This window comes from Vibrio sp. 10N.261.52.C2, from assembly GCF_041471425.1.
Taxonomy (GTDB): Bacteria; Pseudomonadota; Gammaproteobacteria; order Enterobacterales; family Vibrionaceae; genus Vibrio; species Vibrio crassostreae_C.
Window position 1 is genome coordinate 64,344 of sequence record NZ_JBFROH010000010.1, and the last position, 19,551, is coordinate 83,894.

Here is a 19,551-nt window from a genome sequence, read left to right on the forward strand (position 1 = left end):
TACCCCTAAATACATACCCACTAAACGCAAGGAAGCAACTATGCAGCTTTATATTGGAAACCAGAACTACTCAACTTGGTCACTGCGCGCATGGCTAATATTCGACAACTACAACCTGAATGCAGAAGTCATCAAGCTCAAGCTGTTCACCTCTGATTTTTACGACACTCTGGCGAAAGTGACGCCAACGGCCAAGGTTCCAACCCTAGTTGATGGTAATGTTGCGGTGTGGGATTCATTGGCGATTCTCGAATACGTTAACGATGCCTATTTGGACGGTGCAGCGTGGCCTAGCTCAGTGAAAGAACGCGCCCATGCCCGAGCAATTTCCGCCGAGATGCACTCTGGGTTCTTTGCCGTCAGAAATGAAATGCCGATGAACTGCCGCGCACAACGAAAGCTCACACTGAGTGAAGACGCACTGAAAGACATCGCTCGTATTGATGCAATATGGTCTGCACAAATGGAACAATACCCAGAGGGATGGTTATTTGGTGAATGGTCGATTGCCGATGCGATGTTTGCACCCGTCGCATTGCGCGTAGAAACCTATGGAATACAACTTTCCGAAAAGGCATCGCAGTATCAACAACGTGTGCTTAACAGTCCATCAATACAAAAATGGCTGGCAGAGGCAAGCTTAGAAACCGATGTGGTTGAAGAAGATGAGGCGGGCAAGCCAGTATAAAATACAAGACACCCTTCCAAAGCTCACTAGTCTGTGAGCTTTTATCTAAACCTTAGTAATTTGGTCGATTGTGATCGCCTAATCACAATGTGCAGATGTGATTGTTTATATTCAAAGAAATTCAAATAGTTAAGATAAACATCATGTTACGAGCAACGATCGCATTACTCAGTATTACTAGCTTCGCCGTATCTGCCAACGCCCATCTTCCTTCTGGAGAAGAGTGGCTCAACCATGCGACTGAAGGGCTTGCACCTTACTGGTTGATGCCTAGCGCTCAAGGGGATCCGATAGGCAACTTCCCTACTTTCCGCTGTGATGACGGTACCTTGCTCGATGTTTCTGATGTGTGCCATGAACTAAACAAAGGCTGGATCACGCCACACTTTGGCAAAGAGTTTACGCGGATGAAGTCACGTCAAACTTATGCCTATGGCGTGCTCTACCACCTTAGTGGCGATAAGCAGGCTTTAGCGCTTGCCAAGCAAGGAGCCTACTACATCATTGACCAGCTAGAAGATAAGCAAAACGGCGGCTTTATCGGCTACACAAAAGAGGGAAAAGTAGGCCAGAATTGGCAGCAGCGTACTTCTCAAGATCAAGCGTATGCATTAGTTGGCCTTGCCATGTACTACTACCTGACTCAAGACAAAAAGGTAGAAGAAGCACTCATCGCCCAACAAGCTTTTATCTTTGATAAATATCGACTTAGCGACAACAGCGGTCTTGCTTGGGTACTCGCCGACGGTGAAGATGGCAGTGCAAAACGACGTGAACTGGTTGCGCAACTTGATCAAATAAACGGCTACCTGTTGTTAGTCGCTCCTCTGCTCAAAGAGCCCATCAAATCAAAATGGCTTGATGACTTAAACTGGCTCACGCAAGCCATGATTGACCAATACCATTCTGAAGATGAACAACGATTCTACGGCGCCATTCACAGCAAAGCAGCCATGATGCCGAACGCCAATCACAATGATTTTGGGCACACCATCAAAGCATATTGGATGACTTACCTTACCGGACAAACTCTGGATAACTCAGAATGGAAAGAGTTCGGTATGCAAGGGATAAAGCACACTTTAGCCCAAGCGCAATACCAGAAAGACTTCACCGATGTATCCCAATACTTTGGTGGCAAGCTTCAGAAGGCATGGCAAGGACGAGAGATTACTGGCTGGCAAAGCAGACCAGACACAAATTGGGCTTCATCATGGGAATGGGCGGAGCTTAATCAAGCAGCAATGACGGTTTCACTTGTCGATGGTTCGATGAAAGACGTCCTGCAATACACGTTACCGACCTTTCATGATGTATGGGTCGACCACAAATACGGCGGTGTCGGGCTTGACCCAAAACGCACCAAAGCTTTCCATTGGGGCAACGGTTATCACCAGTTTGAACATGCGCTGATTGGCTATTTGTTCGCTCAGCAAGTTGACGCGAAGCCAGCAATATTGCATTACGCAAGGCCGACCAACAGCGAGATGCCAATGGAACCGTATTACTATCAAGGCGATGTGGTGGAGCTATTGAATAAAGATGACGGAACGCAGAAGGTCAGTTTCAATAACATTCGACCTTAGCGTTGGTTGTTTGTTCTAAATGGACTTGAGATTCAGGGCTACGGGGAATGGACAAGGTCAAAGAGTTAGCACAATAGTGATGTCGCAGACCAAACAAAAGCCGCTGTTGATGATCAGCGGCTTTCTTGATGGAGATAAGCGGAGGTTAGTTGTCCAACCCTTTAATTGGGTTCATCGAGTGATAAACGGTGTTCACGTCACCAGTCATCGACAATGAACTCAAGTCATCAATGAAGAAACGGCTGGTCATTGTGTGCTTACCGCCATTGATAAAGATTTCGATCACTGACTTATCAACATAAACCTCGATGATTTGCTTGGTGCTCAACCTCGGTGCTTTTCTCACTGAGCCAAACTCTTCCGCGTAGAGCTGAGACATCTTACTGCGATCAAGCATGAACTCCTTTTCTGTAGCACTGAACACGATGTTATCACCCGCAACGTTAGCAAGTGTAAACTCAAACTCGTCAGTATCCGTTTCGAGCTCAACCATGAAGCTGGTTGTATCCAATTCAAGAGCATTTTCAACCACCACAGCTTCACCCTGTAGCGCTTTCAATTCAGGTAAAGCAGACTGAACAAGATAGCCATCTTGGATTTGAAGTTCGCGTGGTAACGACAACATGCCCGCCCACTGATACTCATTAGATGGTGTATCAATCTCAGGCAGACCAATCCAAGCAATCAGAATACGGCGGCCTGTATCATCTAAATAAGTCTGTGGTGCATAGAAATCGAAGCCATAATCTGGCTGCGCAATATCTTGGTGGTTTTCCAGTTCTACCGAATCGAGATTTAGGCGGTCACCGACGATATAAGCCACCGAGTAGATATTTTTGAAATCGTATGGATTTTCGCTAGACACACCTTGTGGAGAAAACAGCATCACCGACTGATTCTCTATTTCAAAGAAATCTGGGCATTCCCACATATAGCCAAGGTTGTTGTAACGAGTTTGAATTGGACCTTTGTGCTGCCAATTCATCAGGTCTCGGCTGCAATATAGCGCCATAGAGCCAGTATTTTGAGGCGTTTGAGCACCCACAACCATCAGATAATCGCCGCCCTGTTTCCACACTTTTGGGTCGCGGAAATGTTCGGTGTAGTGATCGTTTTCGATAACCACGCCGTGCTTTTCTATTTTGCCGTCAGCAGTCATCTTGGCAAAACATTGAGTTGGCACTCGCAACCAATTTCCGTCGCGCTTGTTACCTGTAAAAAACAACAATGCATTGTCGTTTTCAACCAATGCACCACCAGAGTAAACACCGTGAGAGTCGTAATCTTGGTCTGGGTGCAAGCCAATGCCGTGGTCTTCGAAATGAACGAAGTCTTTGGTAGAAAGGTGGTACCAGTACTTCATACCATGGACGGGGCCAACTGGCGTCCATTGGTAAAATAGGTGGTGTTCACCATTAAAGAAACACAGACCATTCGGATCATTAAGCAGACCAAACTTAGGCGCAATATGGTAGCTTGGATAGCCAGAGTCTTGTTTGCGAAGCTCTACCATCGCATCAATACTCTCTAGAGAAATATCTTCTATACGGCGATATCTTTGCTCTACTGTCCAGTTCGAGTTCAAACTCATACACTCTCCTCTACGGCATTCGTATTTGAAGAGTCTTTTTGAATAAACTGAGTAAGAGCTTCTTGCGTTGGAAGTGCGGTCATTGCGCCTTTTTGCGTGGTCGCCAGTGCACCACACCCATTCGCCCACTGAATTGCAGAATCGACGACTTGTTGATTGTTCCACTCATCATCTTGAGAAAGCTTTGCAAGCAAACCGCCAACAAAAGCATCGCCTGCACCCGTGGTATCCACTGGCGTCACTGAGCGACCTGAAATCAACACACCTTGGTTTTCAAATACTCGCCAAACGCCTTTCGCGCCCTGCGTAACCAGAACAAGCGTGTTGTTAAGATCTGCAATGTTAGCCAAACCTTGTTCCATCGAAGTTGAATCGGTTAAGAAATCCAGTTCTTCTTCTGAGAATTTAACCACATCAGCCAATTCAACCGCTTTCATGACCACAGACTTAATTTCAGATGGGTTTTGCCACACTTCATCACGAAGGTTTGGATCGAAGCTGATGTAACCGCCCGCGGCTTTCATACGTCGGATCGCTTCGAAGGTACTGCTTCGGCTTGGTTCATTAGCCAAAGAGATCGAGCAGACGTGTAGCCACTCGTTTTTCTTAAATTCGGGAATGTCTTCAACAGACATAAACTGGTCGGCACTTGGCTTAACCATAAACGTAAAGCTACGCTCGCCTTGGTCATCAAGATCGACCACCACGGTTGACGTGCGTTGTTCAGGGTCCTTCACCAAACGCTCGGTATTCACACCTTCCTTTTGCAGAGTCACTTCCATAAAAGTGCCAAACGGATCGTTACCCACTCGGCCAAAAAATGCGCTTTTGCCTAAAAGGCGAGAAATCGCTACCGCGACATTAGCAGGCGCACCGCCCGGACATTTCAATAATGTCGCGTCAGTCTCCGGAATGAGGTCGACGACGGCGTCTCCAGTTACCCAAACTTGATTCATCTTTCTTACCTTAAAACTGAAAATCATGACAACCGAAAGCGATGGCAATCGAAAGCAGTAGCAACCAAAAGCAAGGTGACACTTCACGCTGTCATGTAAAAATATAAAAAGGCTAGCTAAGCCAAATCACCTAGCTAGCACCCCAAAGCTTAGGAAATGAAGTGAAAAGGGGGGCTTCACTTCTAGGGAGAAACGTTAAGCTGTTGCTTTAATGTTTTGCTTGCTGCGCTCGCGCAGACCTAAAACAACGGTCAGAGCAAAGGCAGTCACGAACGCGATAATCATACCTACCACGTAGTAGCCAATCTTTTCTGGTGATATTGAGATGATGCCAGGAATACCCGCCGCACCCAGTGCTTGTGCTTTCACATTGAACATCGTGATAAACGCGCTTGAAATCGCAGCGGCACAAACCGCAGCAATGAATGGATAGCGAAGCTTCAAGTTCACACCGAACATTGCAGGTTCAGTAATACCAAGCAAGCCAGTCACACCAGAAGGAATCGCGATACCTTTCATTTTCTTATCTTTACTCATGAAACCAACCGCCAGTGCCGCTGCACCTTGTGACACGTTAGACATCGCCGCGATAGGGAAGATGAACGTACCGCCAGTCGTTGCGATATCCGCAAGCAGCTGAGTTTCAATAGCAATAAAGCTATGGTGCATACCAGTAATAACAAACGGCGCATAAATCAAACCAAACACCGCACCGCCAATGAAGCCAGCACTGTTGTATAACCAATTTAGGCCGTCACCAAGCAGGAAGCCGATATCACGAGTAAATGGACCAACAATCGTGAATGTTAACAAACCAGTTATGAAAATCGCCAATAGCGGCGTTAGCAAGTTATCCAGAACCGAAGGAATAACTTTACGCAGCCCAAGCTCAACTTTCGCTAGAATAAACGCAGAAACAAGAACGGGTAGTACTGAACCTTGATAGCCTACTTTCTCGATTTCGAAACCTAAAATGTTCCAAACCGGAATGCTGCCCGACACTGATGCGCCACCGAAGCCCCAGCCGTTAAGCAAGTCTGGGTGAACCATCAACATACCTAAAGCCGCGCCAAGGTATGGGTTACCACCAAACTTCTTACTCGCTGAAAATGCTAATAAAATAGGTAAGTACACAAAAGGAGCATTAGCAAATGTATTGATCATGTTTGCTAAGTCGGTCAAACCCGGATTAGCGTCGATTAAAGATTTGCCATCAATGAATAAGCCTTGAGCCGTCAATAGGTTGTAGATACCCATCAACAAACCACCAGCAACAATCGCCGGAATGATTGGTACAAAAATATCAGACAGGCCTTTCACCGCGCGTTGCAGGATATTTTGGTTGTCAGCACCTGCAGACGCCACATCGTTGGTCGACATTTCCGTCATTTCAGTCAGCTTAGCCAACTCAGCATAAACTTGGTTTACGATGCCTGAGCCAAAGATGATCTGATATTGACCTGCCACTTTAAACTGGCCCTTAACCCCTTCTAGGTTATCAATCGCCTGTTCATCAATTTTATCTTGGTCTGCAACCGCAAGACGCAGACGAGTCGCGCAGTGTGCGAGTGCGGTGATATTACTTTTACCACCTAATAGAGAAAGCAGCTCTTTTGCTATTTTTGGATAATTCATTACATACCCCATTGGATTATCATTTGAGCTTTTGAATTTTCGGGAACGTTTGCAAAATAAATTTTTGCCTAGAAATAACAAATGATCAAAGATAACTGCTCAATAGTGTGAGAATGATCTTCAAATTATCTCCCTAGGATAAGAAGACAGGGTTAAAATCCCCTAATAACAGGTAAATTTGATGCTCTGTTTGCAAACAATCCCAAAACTAAAATTACAATTGGATAATGAATAATGGCTAGTCTTCATGATGTCGCTCGTCTCGCTGGAGTTTCCAAGTCGACGGTTTCAAGAGTAATCAATGATGAGTATGGCGTAAAAGACGCGACCAAGGTGAAGGTGCGTAAAGCGGTTGAAGAGTGTGGCTATCTCCCAAACCAAGTCGCTAAAGACTTAAAGTCCCAAAAAACCAACCTGGTTGGCGTGATTGTTCCTAGGGTTTCTTCCCATGCCACCTCTCAGGGTGTCGATGGTTTAACCGCCGTCTTAGAGCAAGCGGGCAAGCATGTATTATTAGCGAGCACACACCAAACACACCATAAAGAACTTGAATATATTCAGATATTTAACCAGAAGCGTGTTGAAGGCATCATCCTGTACGCGACCCACCTCGACAACCAATTAGTCAAAGCGATTCAAAGCTCTGCCGTACCCGTGGTATTGGTTGGTCAAGACGGGTCAATGTTTAACATCCCAAGCATTGTGCACGACGACACTCGCGTAGGGTTTGAAGCGGGTAATCGCCTCATAGCGAAAGCTTGTAAGCATATGGGATTCATCGGTGTGCAAGGTGATGATATTGCGGTTGATAAGATGAGATCGGAAGGCTTCGCTCAATCGCTTCAATTTAACGACCTCACACTGCAATTTCACGCCCGTGGCGACTTCACCATAGAATCAGGTTACCAACTGGCGAAGCAGTATCTCAAGGAGCACACCAAGCTCGACGGCCTATTCTGCGCCACTGACCGTATCGCAATCGGTGCGATCAGAGCAATTCAAGAAGCGGGCCTCGTTCCAGGAAAGGATGTCTTGGTACTCGGCGTGGGTGATGATGAACTTGCTTCAGTATGCACACCAACGCTGTCTACGTTTAACTATGCGTTTGATAAAGCGGGAGAAAATGGAGCCAAGCTGCTACTCGACCGTATTGAGAAAAAAGGCTTTGAAATGAGCAAGATGGTGTTGACCTTCACCACTATTGACCGAGAGTCTTGCTAGCGATTTATTTCAGAGATCAGGTTATCCCAAGATAAAAAATGCCAACCTTCGAGTTGAAACGATAAGGTTGGCATTTGCTGATGCGACTATCACATCATGAGTAACACTCTCTATCTAAACGATATATCAAGCAATTAGAACCAAGTTTCCATCTGCAGTGCAAACAGAACCTCGCCGCCCTCTCCCATCGTTGCAGCATCTGCTTCAGTGCTGATCGAGTAACCATTTAGGTCTTCACTCCAATCCACATAGCTCACAGCGAAACGCAGTTCTGGTCGGTCAAAGAAACCAGTGCTAGTTGAAAGCTTGAGTGTTGGTGCAACTGTCGCTTTGTAGAAACCGCCGCTCGCTTGCTCTGTCGAGTTGTCTAAATCCATGTATTGCAATGAACCTTCGTAAACCATCTCAAAGTTCTCTGTGAACTCTTGAGCTAATCGAACGTTTAAAGAAGCCCATGTGAACTCGTCATTCTTCTTCAAACGGTCTTGGCTATGCTCTGCCATTAATGCAGGTGCTAAGCGCCAGTTGTCGCCAATGCGAGTGACACCGTAGCTAAACAGGCGAACGGCTTTCGCGTCATCCAGTAGATCACCATTTGAACCGATGCCTTTTAGCTCTGCACCTAGGCCACTACCCACTAACATACCCGTTTTAGAGAAGCCTTCGCTCAGACCAAAGAAGTTGTCTCCATGGTACGCAAACATTGCGTGTACACCGCTTTCAGCTGCGCCATTTAGGCGGCTATCGTTGTCTGCTGAGGTCATACCGCTCAACATCACTTGCCATTGGCCAATACGGTTATTCATAGTTGCAATGTAGTTTTCTACATCTGTTGACGAGCTATCAATCTCACCAAAATCTCGGCCATAAATAGAGAAATTCGCTTTCCAGTTGTCGCTCATCTGAACGTCATAAACGCCCGCACCAGTACCTGATAAGAAGACAATATCCGAATCGAAAAAGTGAATATCAAAGTTGTCGCGATCGAATCGTTTACCCGCCCAAAACGTTGCTTCAGAAAACGCTTCAGATTCAGAGAACATGCTCAGACGGTTCAGTTCTGAATACACTTGTCGCACATTCAACTGGCTTTCGCTGGCAGTCCATTCATTATTTGTTTCAGTACTGTCGGCTAACATGATACGAAACAAGGCACTAGAACCATCATCCGCAAAACGCTTATGAATCAAGTTAGCTTCAACGTAATGATCATCTTCCACACCAAGTCGTCCAATAGGCGCACCAATCGCACCCGCCGCTGTCATGTAAGGACCAGTACCTGTCGCGCCGTTTAGGTCGTCGTTGATCAATAACCCAGAGCGAGCATAGCCGTGAAACTCAAACGAAGAAGCCTTTTCATTGGCCTCGGTAGAGACCTGCTCTGTTTGTGCAACCCTTTGTTCTAATTCATTAATACGTTGCTCTAATGCTGCAACGTCTTCACTTGCTAATACCGATGTAGTCATTAGCCCCATTGTTACAGCAACCGCTAAAATGTGTCGTTTCATTCTGATGTTCTCACGTTAATTGTTTTGGATTATTTGCAAACGTTCCCAAAACAATTCGTAAGCACATTTCGGCTTATACTTTTGATGTATAAGCTCTATATCGAAGAAGAAATAGAAATCAGTCGTGTTGATTACTTCACTTTTGTATCTGAGTGGATGATAGATCGATAACTTCGGGAACGTTACCGAAAATGTATAATTCTGATAACTTTGTCACAAGTGAAATTGATTAATGGGCGAAAAATAGTGTATCGCGCACATTAGATATCTCAGAAAAATAGAGAGAAAATCCAGTACGAGAATTAGGAAAGGCGCTAAAAAATGCAACAGGTTGGCTATAAAAATTAAAGCCTGAGAAGCGATTTTTCAGGCTTTAGAAAGGCGTTCATTGATAACAATAGGTCGTTTTTTGAAAAGTGTATGACATTAACTAACGTGACAGTTTATAGAAGAATAAAGCGTTTAAAAGACTACTTTCTCTTACCCTGCTCCACCAACTTTTCATTCCATGCCGTATTGCCGTCACGCTTAGAGACATCGTACTCCGCACAGAACTGAGATATGGTCATATTGTTATCGCCAGTGGCAAGCTTGAGAGCCAACTGAACTTGTTGAAGCTTGCTTTGCAGTCGCAAGATTTGACCAGCATTTGGGCTTTTCTCTTTGGCGTATTTTAAAGCCGCATGCTTACGTTCTGCCGCGCCCGCTCGGCGATCTGCTTCTGATAACAGATACTTGAGTTGAGCAACACTCTTGCCTTTCTTGAAGGCAGGATCAAGCAACTCAACGCATTCATCAAACGATGGATCGATAACGTATGGGTCAACTTTATGAGCTTGTTGGCGCATCCATTCGAGTGCGAGTTTTTCATCTGACATAATTACATCTTTACCAAAGAAACAGCCCTATATGGTATCGCTCAATAGCAAACCGCTGCAATAACAAATTGAGTGACTTTACGCCTTTTTACACTGTGCCGATTGACTAATTTAACAATCACAGCTCCAATAGTTGGCTTTAACGCATCACAAACAGCTCTTCGTGGTAGTGCTTTTCAATATCAAATTGATAGGTGTCTAATTCTTTTTTCAGTGATGTAGAGAACAACTCCGGCCCGCAGAAATACATCTCGTACTCGTTGAGGTCGCCACATTGATTGACAATTCTTCCGGCGTTTAGCCGCGGTGAGTGCAAGGTATCTATCACGGTCAACTTCACACCAACCGCGTGTGCTAGGTGCCACAACTCATCGATTAATTGCTTATCAACACCGCGAGTACAATAAAACAGTTGAATACGAGGATGATCTCGTTCTGTTTTGAGCGCTTCAAGTGTTGCAAAAAACGACGCTATCCCGACACCACCAGCAATCCAAATTTGTGGCTTGCTTAGGTCAAAATAAAGTCGACCATAGGGTCCTTCAACCGTAACCGCATCGCCCGCTTTCACTCGTTCATATAGGCCATTAGTAAAATCACCCAGCTCTTTGATCAAAAAGCGCAGCTCTGGATCATCACTGCCAGAAACAATGGTAAACGGATGCGGGTCTTCATTACCGAAACGCAAGTACGCAAACTGCCCAGCTTTGTGACCTTGCCAAGATACCTCCGGTTTTAACACAAGCTCCATCACTTCAGCTTGTGGAAAATAGCGAGTCGAGATAATCGTCGCTGAGTGACGATTACGACGCCCAACCAAGCCCAACAAACTGTAAATCGCTGCGATAGACCCAGCCAAAGCAAATGCCACAGTTAGATAATAAATAGGTTCTCCCCAATACGCTCGTTTAAGCAGGATTACTGAGTGGAAAGCGATAAACAGGTACGCAACCGACATCAGACGGTGCGACAATTTAAACGGTTTGTACTTCACTGCCGCCCATAGTGACGCCACCAGTAAAATGAGCAACAAGTAGAAGCCCCACTCGCCAATACTCTGAGCAATACCGCGTAATTCATTGACCCATAACTCCCATCCAGTCAAAACAGCTTGCGGCCCTGAACCATCGTGTCGAACAGGCTTATCTAACACACCAGACACCACCAATGACTTAGGTATTTGGTACCACAACCAGTGTGTCACACCCAGTGCAACACCACCGATACCGAGCCATTTATGGACTCGATATGCTTTATCCATACCTTTCAGCCAATTCTCAACCATAGGCAAACGCATCGCCAAGATCATTGTGATGGACATTAACACCAGAGACAAAATACCTGAGTACTGAATCATGGCTGAGCGCCATTCAAAGACATCGCTTGAAGCGAATAATTGCGGTTCCATCGCAAACCAAAAGGCTGACATTGTGGCAATCATTGCCCAAATGATATTGCGGACTGTTTTCATTTGTTAACACTCATAAAGACGACATCATTACTTTAGCTCCTGTGATGTAAAGGGACGTCAACGTACGTAAATCTATGCAAAGGATCTCGTTCATTGTGCTGTAGCAGAGATAAAAGAGACAAACTGCCCACGGCCAATAAGCGCTCTTTGATCGATAAAAGCGGATTCTTCGTACATATAAGTCCGTTAGTGAGCATGCTCGAAGATAACAATAAATGAGAAGAAGAGAAGATATGAAGGACATGACCCTTTCTAAACAAGATATCCAAACAATGGACCCGCGCCACCGCATTCGTTTGGTTAACTCCCTATCTGGATTTAAAAGCGCCAACCTAATTGGTACTTGTGATAAACAGGGGCTTGAAAACCTTGCGATAGTGAGCTCTGTCATTCACCTAGGGTCTGATCCCGCGCTGCTTGGTTTTATTGTTCGCCCAGATAAAAGCCGACGTCATACGCTAGAAAACATCCTAGAAACTAAGTACTTCACCGTTAACAGCATTGGTGCTGACTTTGTTAAAAAGGCCCATCAAACCTCGGCTCGCTACCCTAAACCAGTCTCAGAATTCAACGCGGTCGGCTTAACGGCCTATTATGACGACACATTCCCCGCTCCCTTCGTCTTGGAGAGCAGTTTAAAGATAGGGTTAGCGTTCAAAGAACAGATAACAATCGAAAGCAATCAAACGCAAATGTTGATCGGTGAAGTTATAACGATTCACGCACCCAAACGCGCCGTGATGCCGGATGGCTACCTTGATTTAGAAGCGTTGGATTTGGTCACGGTATCAGGGCTTGATAGCTACCACGTAACTCAAAGACTGCACCGATTAAGCTATGCAAAACCACAACAGCCACTCTTTCCACTCACTCGTGAAGGTAACCCAACTTCATGGGAAGCTTTCGAACTCAATCTAAACTAATTTTGTTCGGCAATTTGCTATCAAAAGTGCTAACGTCCTTTAATTCCAAGAGATGCATCTCACACAGGCGCATCTCACTGAGCACACTATTCATTCTTACGTCTGTTTCCAAGGACCCTTTTGAAGTTAACTCACTTTAAATACAAAACGCGCGAAGGCCCAGACTACCGACATGGCGATCAGGTGTCATTCATGGACATCAAACAAACCTTCGGTATGGGCAGCATTCGTGTGGGTGCTTGGGTGACGAAAGAAGAAAAAGAGTTGGCCGCAAATCTGATATTCGATTCGCTAGCCGACTTGGCTTACATCTTGGCTTTGCCACCAGAAGCGATTGGCCTTCGCGGCACATTAGGCTTAGCGTTCGGCAGTGGCGGCAGAAAAGGCGTACAAGCACACTATGCCCCGAACCAACGAGAATTAGCCCTCGCGAAGAATGCCGGAGCTGGCGCGCTCGCTCACGAGTTTTGGCATGCATTTGACCACTATATCGCTGAGAAAGCGTTTGAAATCGGCGATACCTCTGGCCCTCGCAAGCAGATCCTGTTCGCCAGCGACTGTTGGTTGCACGATAGAACGGTGCGACCTCATCCATTAAACGAAAGTTTGATGTCTCTGTTTGATGCCACACTGCTTAGCGACAATAACTTGGACAAACACGATTATGTGGCTCGCAGTGTGATTGCCGACAAAGCGATGTCTGCCCGTTACTTCTCACTACCCACAGAGATGATGGCGCGCGCTTTTGAATCCGTGATTGAATCGTGTTCCGATATCAAGAACGCTTATCTAGTGGATGGCACAACCAAGCCTGATATGTACCCCGTGTATCCTGATATGGCGCACCGAGAACAGATATACCAAGCCCTGCAAGGTTACTTCGCACCATTAGGCCGATCTTTGAGTAAATAGCATTTTGAGTCAGTAACTCTCTGCATATTTACAATGAATGACATGTACCATAAGTTGATCATGTGTAAGCTCTGATATAACATGTACAACAAGCGGAACATGTAGAATAGTTAATTCATGAATGATTAACTATTCTGTGTATATAGAAAGATTAAACATATCCAAAAACAACAGGGTAAATAAGTGATGAATATTGTTTCTTTTACTGAGGCCAGAAATAGCCTTAAGTCTGTGCTCGATAGAGTGGTAGACGATTCTGATGTTACGGTAATAACCAGACGAGATTCAGAAGATGCAGTGGTCATGTCTCTTGATCATTTTAATTCAATGCAAGAAACCTTGTACCTTATGAGCTCGCCTAAAAACGCTGAAAGATTGGCTGAATCTATTGCTCAACTCGAAGCCGGAAATACAACCGTTCGAGAATTGAATAATGACGAATGATCGAAAGATTGTATTTACAGATAATGCTTGGGAAGATTACCTATACTGGCAAACCCAAGACAAGAAAACGCTCAAGAAACTAAATAAGTTGATTGAAGCCGCCAAAAGAACGCCCTTTGAAGGGATTGGAAAGCCGGAGCCACTAGTCGGCAACCTGTCTAGCTTTTGGTCAAGACGAATCGATGACAAGAATCGATTAGTGTATAAAGCAGATGACGATAACTTTTATATAATTGCTTGTCGTCACCACTATTAAAAGCAGTAAGCAGCACATAGAAAGGGCAGTAATGATCAGTTGGCCATCTTTGGTAAAACTCGACGGTGATGATGAGCTTATTTACGTCGCATCCGAGAACGATTTTCAGGCAGAATGCTCAGACATGATCCTGGGCGAAGATGATTACCTCATCGATTCTGAAGGCGACAGCTACTCGCTGCAATCAAGCTCAAATCAACTGTCTCTAGCTAAACTAGCAGACCAGTATTCGGTTGAGAGCGTGACCAAACTGATTCGAAATCACGAGTTCCAGAAAGCCGAAGTGTGCCTAATGAAGATCCACTTCCTAACTATCGAAGAAGCGATTCAGTCTTTGGCTTTTGAGGCTCGCTAATACTGCTTAAGAACTCGTATCAAAGCGAATCCCCAAGACAGATTAAACAAAAACAGCGCCAATTCAGGCGCTGTTTTTGTTTGTTGTCTTAGCTATCTCAAAGAAAGCTAATACATTAAGCGATAAAAATCTGTGCCAGAGCGTAGCCTAAACAACATGCGCCTACTACACCGATTAAACCCACCGACATGAATGAGTGGTTGAAGTACCACTTACCAATCTTGGTGGTGCCAGAAACATCGAAGTTTACTGTTGCGATATCTGATGGGTAGTTCGGGATGAAGAAGTAGCCGTAAACCGCTGGCATCAAGCCGATAAGCAGTGCTGGGTCTAACCCTAAGCCAAGGCCAACCGGTAGCATCATACGTGCTGTTGCTGCTTGTGAGTTCACCACAACCGATACGATGAATAGCGCTAGTGCGAACGTCCATGGGTAGTTAGTCACCATTTCCACGATGCCAGATTTGAACTGAGGCATTGCGTATTGGAAATAAGTATCCGACATCCAAGCGATACCGAAGATAGCAATCGCTGCCACCATACCGGATTTGAATACCACACCGTTTGGCACGTCACGAGGGTCAGTTTTAGTTGCCAGCAAGATGATACCGCCGAAACAGAGCATCATCATTTGGATGATCACCGACATCTTGATTGGCTTGTCGCCGTCTACGATGGTTCTGATCTCAGGCACCATCGCCACGATAACAATCACGACAATTGAAAGTAGGAAAATCAAAACCGCATTGCGAGCCGAAGTTGGAAGCACTTCATCCAAAGACGTCGCGGTGGTGCTTTCGATACGCTTTTTCCACTCAGGATCTTTTAGGCGTGCTTGGTATTCAGGATCGTCGTTCAGCTCTTTGCCGCGTTTCAGGCTGTACAAAGAAAGCAAAAACGTACCAAACAAGGTTGCAGGCACCGTCACCATCAAAATGGAAAGCAGAGTAATAGAGTGTTGGATATCTGAAAGTTGCGCGAGGTAGTACACCACAGCCGCTGAAATTGGCGATGCAGTGATAGCAAGTTGAGACGCGACAGATGCCGCTGCCATTGGACGCTCAGGACGAATACCGTTCTTCAGTGCAACATCGCCAATGATTGGCATGATTGAGTAAACCGCGTGGCCAGTACCCAATAGGAAAGTCATCGAGTAAGTCACGAACGGTGCTATCAAGGTGACGCGTTTCGGGTTCTTTCTAAGCACCCTTTCCGCCACTTGCAGCATGTATTTCAAACCACCTGCCGCTTCGAGAATCGAAGCACAAGTAACAACGGCGAGGATGATCAGCATCACGGTGACAGGTGGAGACGTTGGTGGCATCTTGAAGACAAACACCTCGATAACCAAACCAATACCAGAAACAACACCTAAGCCAATACCGCCATACCGAGATCCGATATAAAGGACGACTAATAAAAATAGAAACTCAAAATACAACATAAGTAACCCTGCTAAAAATGTGGACTAATGTTATTTTCTCCCTAAGCTCAGCCATTTACTTATTGCTTGGTCACACTATGATTGCAGGCTCCCGGTAATTGTTTTTTATAAGATTATGGTCACGTAAACAGACCTGTAAGTTTATGAAATGTAATAAGAAGCCAGACGCACAAGCTAGATTTGTTATGTGGAATAATCATAATTGTTTCTGTTAGATCTGGATGGCCTATAAAACACAAGGCTCATAACTGAACGATATTATTTCAACCACAACCAATCACATTTAAAGTCATGCAGAAGCATATTGCCGAGCCGATTGGATATATTCTTACTGAACGTTGACTCGCCTATCACTAGACACTATGTCAAAATACCCGCCCTCACGATGACAACACATTAAGAACCACGGATATGAATTTTCAAGCTGCTATTTTTGATATGGATGGGCTGCTGCTCGACACCGAGCGACTTTGTATGCAGGTTTTTGAAGAAGCATGTCACGCGCAAGGTGTTCCGTTTTTGCAAGATGTCTACCTAGGCATCATTGGTTGTAACGCAAAAACCATCGAACAGATTTTTCGAAATGGTTACGGTGAAGGGTTAGATTACCCAGCGCTGAATAATGAATGGCGCACGCGCTACAGTGCAATTGTTAAAAACCAAGCAATCCCAGTAAAAGATGGCGTGATTGAGCTGCTTGAATGGCTAAAATCGAATGACATTCCAATCGCGGTGGCGACCTCCACTCAGCTTGATATCGCAAAGAAGAAGCTTGAGCTGGCTGGCCTAGATTCGTACTTCACTTCATTAAGCACAGGCTGCGAAGTGACTCACGGCAAGCCTCACCCAGAGATTTACTTGCTGGCGGCTGAACGCCTAGGTGTTGCGCCTGAAACCTGCCTAGCGTTCGAAGATTCGAACAACGGAATTCGCGCTTCTATGGCAGCCAACATGATCAGCTTCCAGATCCCTGATTTAGTAGAGCCATGTGACGAAGTGAAAGCGCTTGGACACACCATCAGCCCTTCTCTGCATGATGTGCTAGCACAGCTTCAACAAGCTGCAGCTTAAGCTCTGACTGCCGTTGATAATGCTTTTATCAACGTAGACAAGCCCCTCTATTAAGCCGACTCACAGAGTCGGTTTTTTTGTTGGTATTCCTTTTATAAAAGATAAAAACTCGCGCTTGAAACTGTTAAAGTCGATGTGAAATAAATGCTAGGTGATCAACAAGATTGCTAACGTCTACATAGGGAGAAAGAGACGCGTGAAGGAAAAGTTTGAAGACCAACTGCTTGAGTTTGCACAACGAGAAATGACACAAGATGCAGCACACGACATTAGCCACATTAAGCGCGTAGTCAAAACCGCTAAGGCTTTGTGTGCTCAAGAACAGGCTAAGCTTGAAGTCGTTTTACCCGCCGCTTACCTTCATGATTGTTTCACCTTTCCTAAGAACCATCCAGACAGAGCCAAAAGCTCGCAAATGGCAGCAGACAAGGCGATCTCTTTCCTCAAATCTATCGACTATCCCGCGTCCTATCTTGATGAGATCCATCATGCGATTGTCACGCATAGTTACAGCGCTAACATCACACCAGAAACCTTGGAAGCTCAAATCGTCCAAGATGCTGATCGCCTAGATTCTCTCGGTGCAATTGGTATTGCTCGTTGCCTATACGTTGGTCAAAGCTTCGATGCCGAACTCTATAACCACGAAGACCCGTTCGCCAAGCAGCGTGATTTGGATGACAAGCATTACAGTGTCGACCATTTCTACGTGAAACTGTTCAAGCTCGCTGAAACCATGAATACAGAATCCGCCAAATTAGAAGCCAACAAGCGAACCGACTACATGCGCGGTTTTCTTGTTCAATTGGCGACAGAAGCTTAAGCTCCTTTTCATATAGAAATTAGTCCCCATATCATAAAGAATCGCTTTAGTTTGGAACCTTCAATGACCCAAGAAAAATTCGACACCATTTATCAACGTGCGGCTCACCGCAAAGGCGGAGCGGCCGAACTCGAAAAAATTATTCGTGCGCCCCTTTCACAAGCCGAGCTATCACAAATCACCGACGATCGTTGGCTAGCCGCCTTTACTGAAAAAGTATTCCAGTGTGGTATTTCATGGAATGTAGTGAGGAAGAAATGGCCGCAATTTGAAGAAGTGTTCTTTGAATTCAATATCGAAAAAATGCTGATGCTGCCGAATGAAATGTGGGAACAAAAAGCGCAAGACCCGCGCATTATTCGCCACCTCACTAAGGTGATGACCATCCCTGCCAATGCCACCATGATCCACAATGCTAAGCGTGAGGCGGATTCCTTCTCACAAATGGTTGCCGACTGGCCATCAGAACGTATCACTGAACTTTGGGATTATCTGAAGAAACACGGCAAGCGATTAGGCGGTAACACTGGTGCCTACACTCTGCGCCAAATGGGTAAAGATACCTTCATCTTGTCATCAGATGTTGAAGCACACCTACGCAGCACAGACGTGGTTGATAGCGGTCGTAACACCAAGCGAGCACAAGTCGCGGCAAGTAAGGCTTTCAACGAGTGGCAGCAGCAATCAGGTCGTACCCTGAGCGAAATAAGCCAGATCGTCGCCTACAGCTGTGGCGATAATCGCGTCTAGTTCAATAAGAATGACTTAAAGCTTTAGAACGCACGCAGTTCACTGCAAACTAAATGTTATAAGTCATTAACAAATAAGCGTGCATCGCACTTTCATCCGGTGGCATTGTATAGATAAATGTATACAATATAGAGTAACACTCATGAATTATTCTCGACCAACCCAACTCGACTAAACAAGGGCCCTTATCTCTATGACAGCTCTCAAAAATTCTGTCTCCAAAGGTGTAAAAACAAAAGTAACAGGCCAGACTCAAGACGATGTTGTTTACTGCCATATCTTCGACGCGATACTAGAACAAAGGCTGCCACCAGCCACCAAATTAAGCGAAGAAGCCTTAGCAGAAATCTTTAGCGTTAGCCGCACCATTATCCGCCGTGCCTTACTGCGTCTTTCTTTAGAACAAGTTGTGGTGATCCGTCCTAACCGAGGAGCCGTGATTGCTGCGCCAACGGTTGACGAAGCCAAACAAATCTTTAAAGCACGTGAAGTGATGGAAATTGCTATCACTGAGCTGGCGGTGAAAAACGCAACCAAAGCTCAAATAGAAGAATGCAGAAAATTAGTCGCGAAAGAGAACTGTGCTTTCGACCAAGGCGATTACGGTTCTGGCCTACGTTTGTCTGGTGAGTTCCACATCAAATTGGCTGAAATGGCAGAGAACGCGCCACTGCTGGCTTTCCAACGCAGCTTGGTATCGCAAACTTCACTGCTGATCGCTCAGTACGAAACGGGCAACCACTCGAACTGTTCTCTAGACGAACACTCAGGCTTACTGGATGCGATAGAGTCAGGCAATGAACAACAAGCCGTAGAGTTGATGCAAGAACACCTAAGCCATATTCGTTCGAAGCTCAACCTAGACAGCAGCACAGCTTCTAGTGATCTGCATGTCGTGTTCTCAGATCTGCTTAAGAGTAAGTCATAGACGATTCAACAAACGATTGATAACTATCTGTTAACAGCTTTTTATTAACAATACAGGAGAGAAGTAAGCCCCTGCGTTTGCTTCTCTTTTTTATGCCCTCTCACCTAAAAA

At 45.3% G+C, this 19,551-nt stretch carries 19 protein-coding genes; 12 read left to right on the plus strand and 7 right to left on the minus strand.

Going from position 1 to position 19,551, the window contains the following annotated elements; all coding sequences use genetic code 11:
* Positions 1–40: 40 nt before the first annotated feature.
* Both AB4307_RS03265 and AB4307_RS03270 read left to right on the plus strand, forming a co-directional pair.
* A complete protein-coding gene (locus AB4307_RS03265; protein WP_017069761.1) occupies positions 41–688 on the plus strand; it encodes a glutathione S-transferase family protein in 648 nt (215 codons plus the stop codon).
* A gap of 143 nt (positions 689–831) precedes the next feature.
* Positions 832–2,274 (plus strand): AGE family epimerase/isomerase, encoded by a 1,443-nt coding sequence (locus AB4307_RS03270; protein ID WP_372131104.1) that lies wholly within the window; start codon positions 832–834, stop codon positions 2,272–2,274.
* Positions 2,275–2,419: 145 nt separating this feature from the next.
* On the opposite strand, the gene AB4307_RS03275 is transcribed toward AB4307_RS03270, so the two are convergent.
* From AB4307_RS03275 to AB4307_RS03285, 3 genes are all read right to left on the minus strand, one after another.
* On the minus strand, positions 2,420–3,865 hold the full coding sequence (locus AB4307_RS03275) for a sucrose-6-phosphate hydrolase (protein WP_372098091.1): 1,446 nt from the start codon (positions 3,863–3,865) through the stop codon (positions 2,420–2,422).
* Positions 3,862–4,821, minus strand: coding sequence for a fructokinase (gene cscK, locus AB4307_RS03280; protein WP_017061624.1), 960 nt, complete (start codon positions 4,819–4,821; stop codon positions 3,862–3,864). Before cscK ends, AB4307_RS03275 begins: the two co-directional genes overlap by 4 nt.
* A 195-nt stretch (positions 4,822–5,016) precedes the next feature.
* The gene (locus AB4307_RS03285; protein ID WP_017064972.1) at positions 5,017–6,456 is read right to left on the minus strand and encodes a sucrose-specific PTS transporter subunit IIBC; all 1,440 of its coding nucleotides are present in this window, start codon (positions 6,454–6,456) and stop codon (positions 5,017–5,019) included.
* A 234-nt stretch (positions 6,457–6,690) separates the two neighbouring features.
* On the opposite strand from AB4307_RS03285, the gene AB4307_RS03290 reads away from it, so the two are divergent.
* Positions 6,691–7,677, plus strand: coding sequence for a LacI family DNA-binding transcriptional regulator (locus tag AB4307_RS03290; RefSeq protein WP_017067468.1), 987 nt, complete (start codon positions 6,691–6,693; stop codon positions 7,675–7,677).
* A gap of 134 nt (positions 7,678–7,811) precedes the next feature.
* Here AB4307_RS03290 and AB4307_RS03295 read toward each other — a convergent pair whose 3' ends face one another.
* The 3 genes from AB4307_RS03295 to AB4307_RS03305 form a co-directional block, all read right to left on the minus strand.
* The gene (locus AB4307_RS03295) at positions 7,812–9,185 is read right to left on the minus strand and encodes a carbohydrate porin (protein WP_102320859.1); all 1,374 of its coding nucleotides are present in this window, start codon (positions 9,183–9,185) and stop codon (positions 7,812–7,814) included.
* Between the two features lie 470 nt (positions 9,186–9,655).
* Positions 9,656–10,063 (minus strand): hypothetical protein, encoded by a 408-nt coding sequence (locus tag AB4307_RS03300; RefSeq protein WP_017054885.1) that lies wholly within the window; start codon positions 10,061–10,063, stop codon positions 9,656–9,658.
* A gap of 139 nt (positions 10,064–10,202) precedes the next feature.
* Positions 10,203–11,534, minus strand: a complete 1,332-nt coding sequence (locus tag AB4307_RS03305; RefSeq protein WP_372115439.1) for a ferredoxin reductase family protein — start codon at positions 11,532–11,534, stop codon at positions 10,203–10,205.
* Between the two features lie 233 nt (positions 11,535–11,767).
* Here AB4307_RS03305 and AB4307_RS03310 point away from each other — a divergent pair, with 233 nt between their 5' ends.
* From AB4307_RS03310 to AB4307_RS03330, 5 genes are all read left to right on the plus strand, one after another.
* The gene (locus AB4307_RS03310) at positions 11,768–12,457 is read left to right on the plus strand and encodes a flavin reductase family protein (protein ID WP_017061618.1); all 690 of its coding nucleotides are present in this window, start codon (positions 11,768–11,770) and stop codon (positions 12,455–12,457) included.
* A 120-nt stretch (positions 12,458–12,577) separates the two neighbouring features.
* A complete protein-coding gene (locus tag AB4307_RS03315; RefSeq protein ID WP_017061617.1) occupies positions 12,578–13,369 on the plus strand; it encodes a CLCA_X family protein in 792 nt (263 codons plus the stop codon).
* Positions 13,370–13,555: 186 nt separating this feature from the next.
* On the plus strand, positions 13,556–13,813 hold the full coding sequence (locus AB4307_RS03320; RefSeq protein WP_017061616.1) for a type II toxin-antitoxin system Phd/YefM family antitoxin: 258 nt from the start codon (positions 13,556–13,558) through the stop codon (positions 13,811–13,813).
* Entirely contained in the window at positions 13,803–14,069 is a 267-nt protein-coding gene (locus AB4307_RS03325; RefSeq protein WP_017061615.1) for a Txe/YoeB family addiction module toxin, read from the plus strand. The genes AB4307_RS03320 and AB4307_RS03325 overlap by 11 nt, the downstream gene beginning before the upstream one ends.
* A 31-nt stretch (positions 14,070–14,100) precedes the next feature.
* Positions 14,101–14,424 carry a DUF4144 domain-containing protein gene (locus tag AB4307_RS03330; protein WP_372131106.1) on the plus strand — a complete coding sequence of 108 codons (324 nt, stop codon included), beginning with the start codon at positions 14,101–14,103 and terminating at the stop codon, positions 14,422–14,424.
* A 115-nt stretch (positions 14,425–14,539) separates the two neighbouring features.
* Here the strand turns inward: AB4307_RS03330 and AB4307_RS03335 are convergent, their stop codons facing one another.
* Positions 14,540–15,868 carry an anaerobic C4-dicarboxylate transporter gene (locus AB4307_RS03335; protein ID WP_010432780.1) on the minus strand — a complete coding sequence of 443 codons (1,329 nt, stop codon included), beginning with the start codon at positions 15,866–15,868 and terminating at the stop codon, positions 14,540–14,542.
* 411 nt (positions 15,869–16,279) lie between these two features.
* Between AB4307_RS03335 and AB4307_RS03340 the strand changes: the two genes are divergently transcribed.
* The 4 genes from AB4307_RS03340 (at position 16,280) to AB4307_RS03355 (ending at position 19,440) form a co-directional block, all read left to right on the plus strand.
* Positions 16,280–16,939, plus strand: coding sequence for an HAD family hydrolase (locus AB4307_RS03340; protein ID WP_017069081.1), 660 nt, complete (start codon positions 16,280–16,282; stop codon positions 16,937–16,939).
* Positions 16,940–17,135: 196 nt separating this feature from the next.
* Positions 17,136–17,762, plus strand: coding sequence for an HD domain-containing protein (locus AB4307_RS03345; RefSeq protein ID WP_372131108.1), 627 nt, complete (start codon positions 17,136–17,138; stop codon positions 17,760–17,762).
* Between the two features lie 63 nt (positions 17,763–17,825).
* Positions 17,826–18,512 (plus strand): DNA-3-methyladenine glycosylase I, encoded by a 687-nt coding sequence (locus AB4307_RS03350; protein WP_372131110.1) that lies wholly within the window; start codon positions 17,826–17,828, stop codon positions 18,510–18,512.
* Positions 18,513–18,705: 193 nt separating this feature from the next.
* Positions 18,706–19,440 (plus strand): GntR family transcriptional regulator, encoded by a 735-nt coding sequence (locus AB4307_RS03355; protein WP_017071662.1) that lies wholly within the window; start codon positions 18,706–18,708, stop codon positions 19,438–19,440.
* The last annotated feature ends 111 nt before the right edge of the window (positions 19,441–19,551 follow it).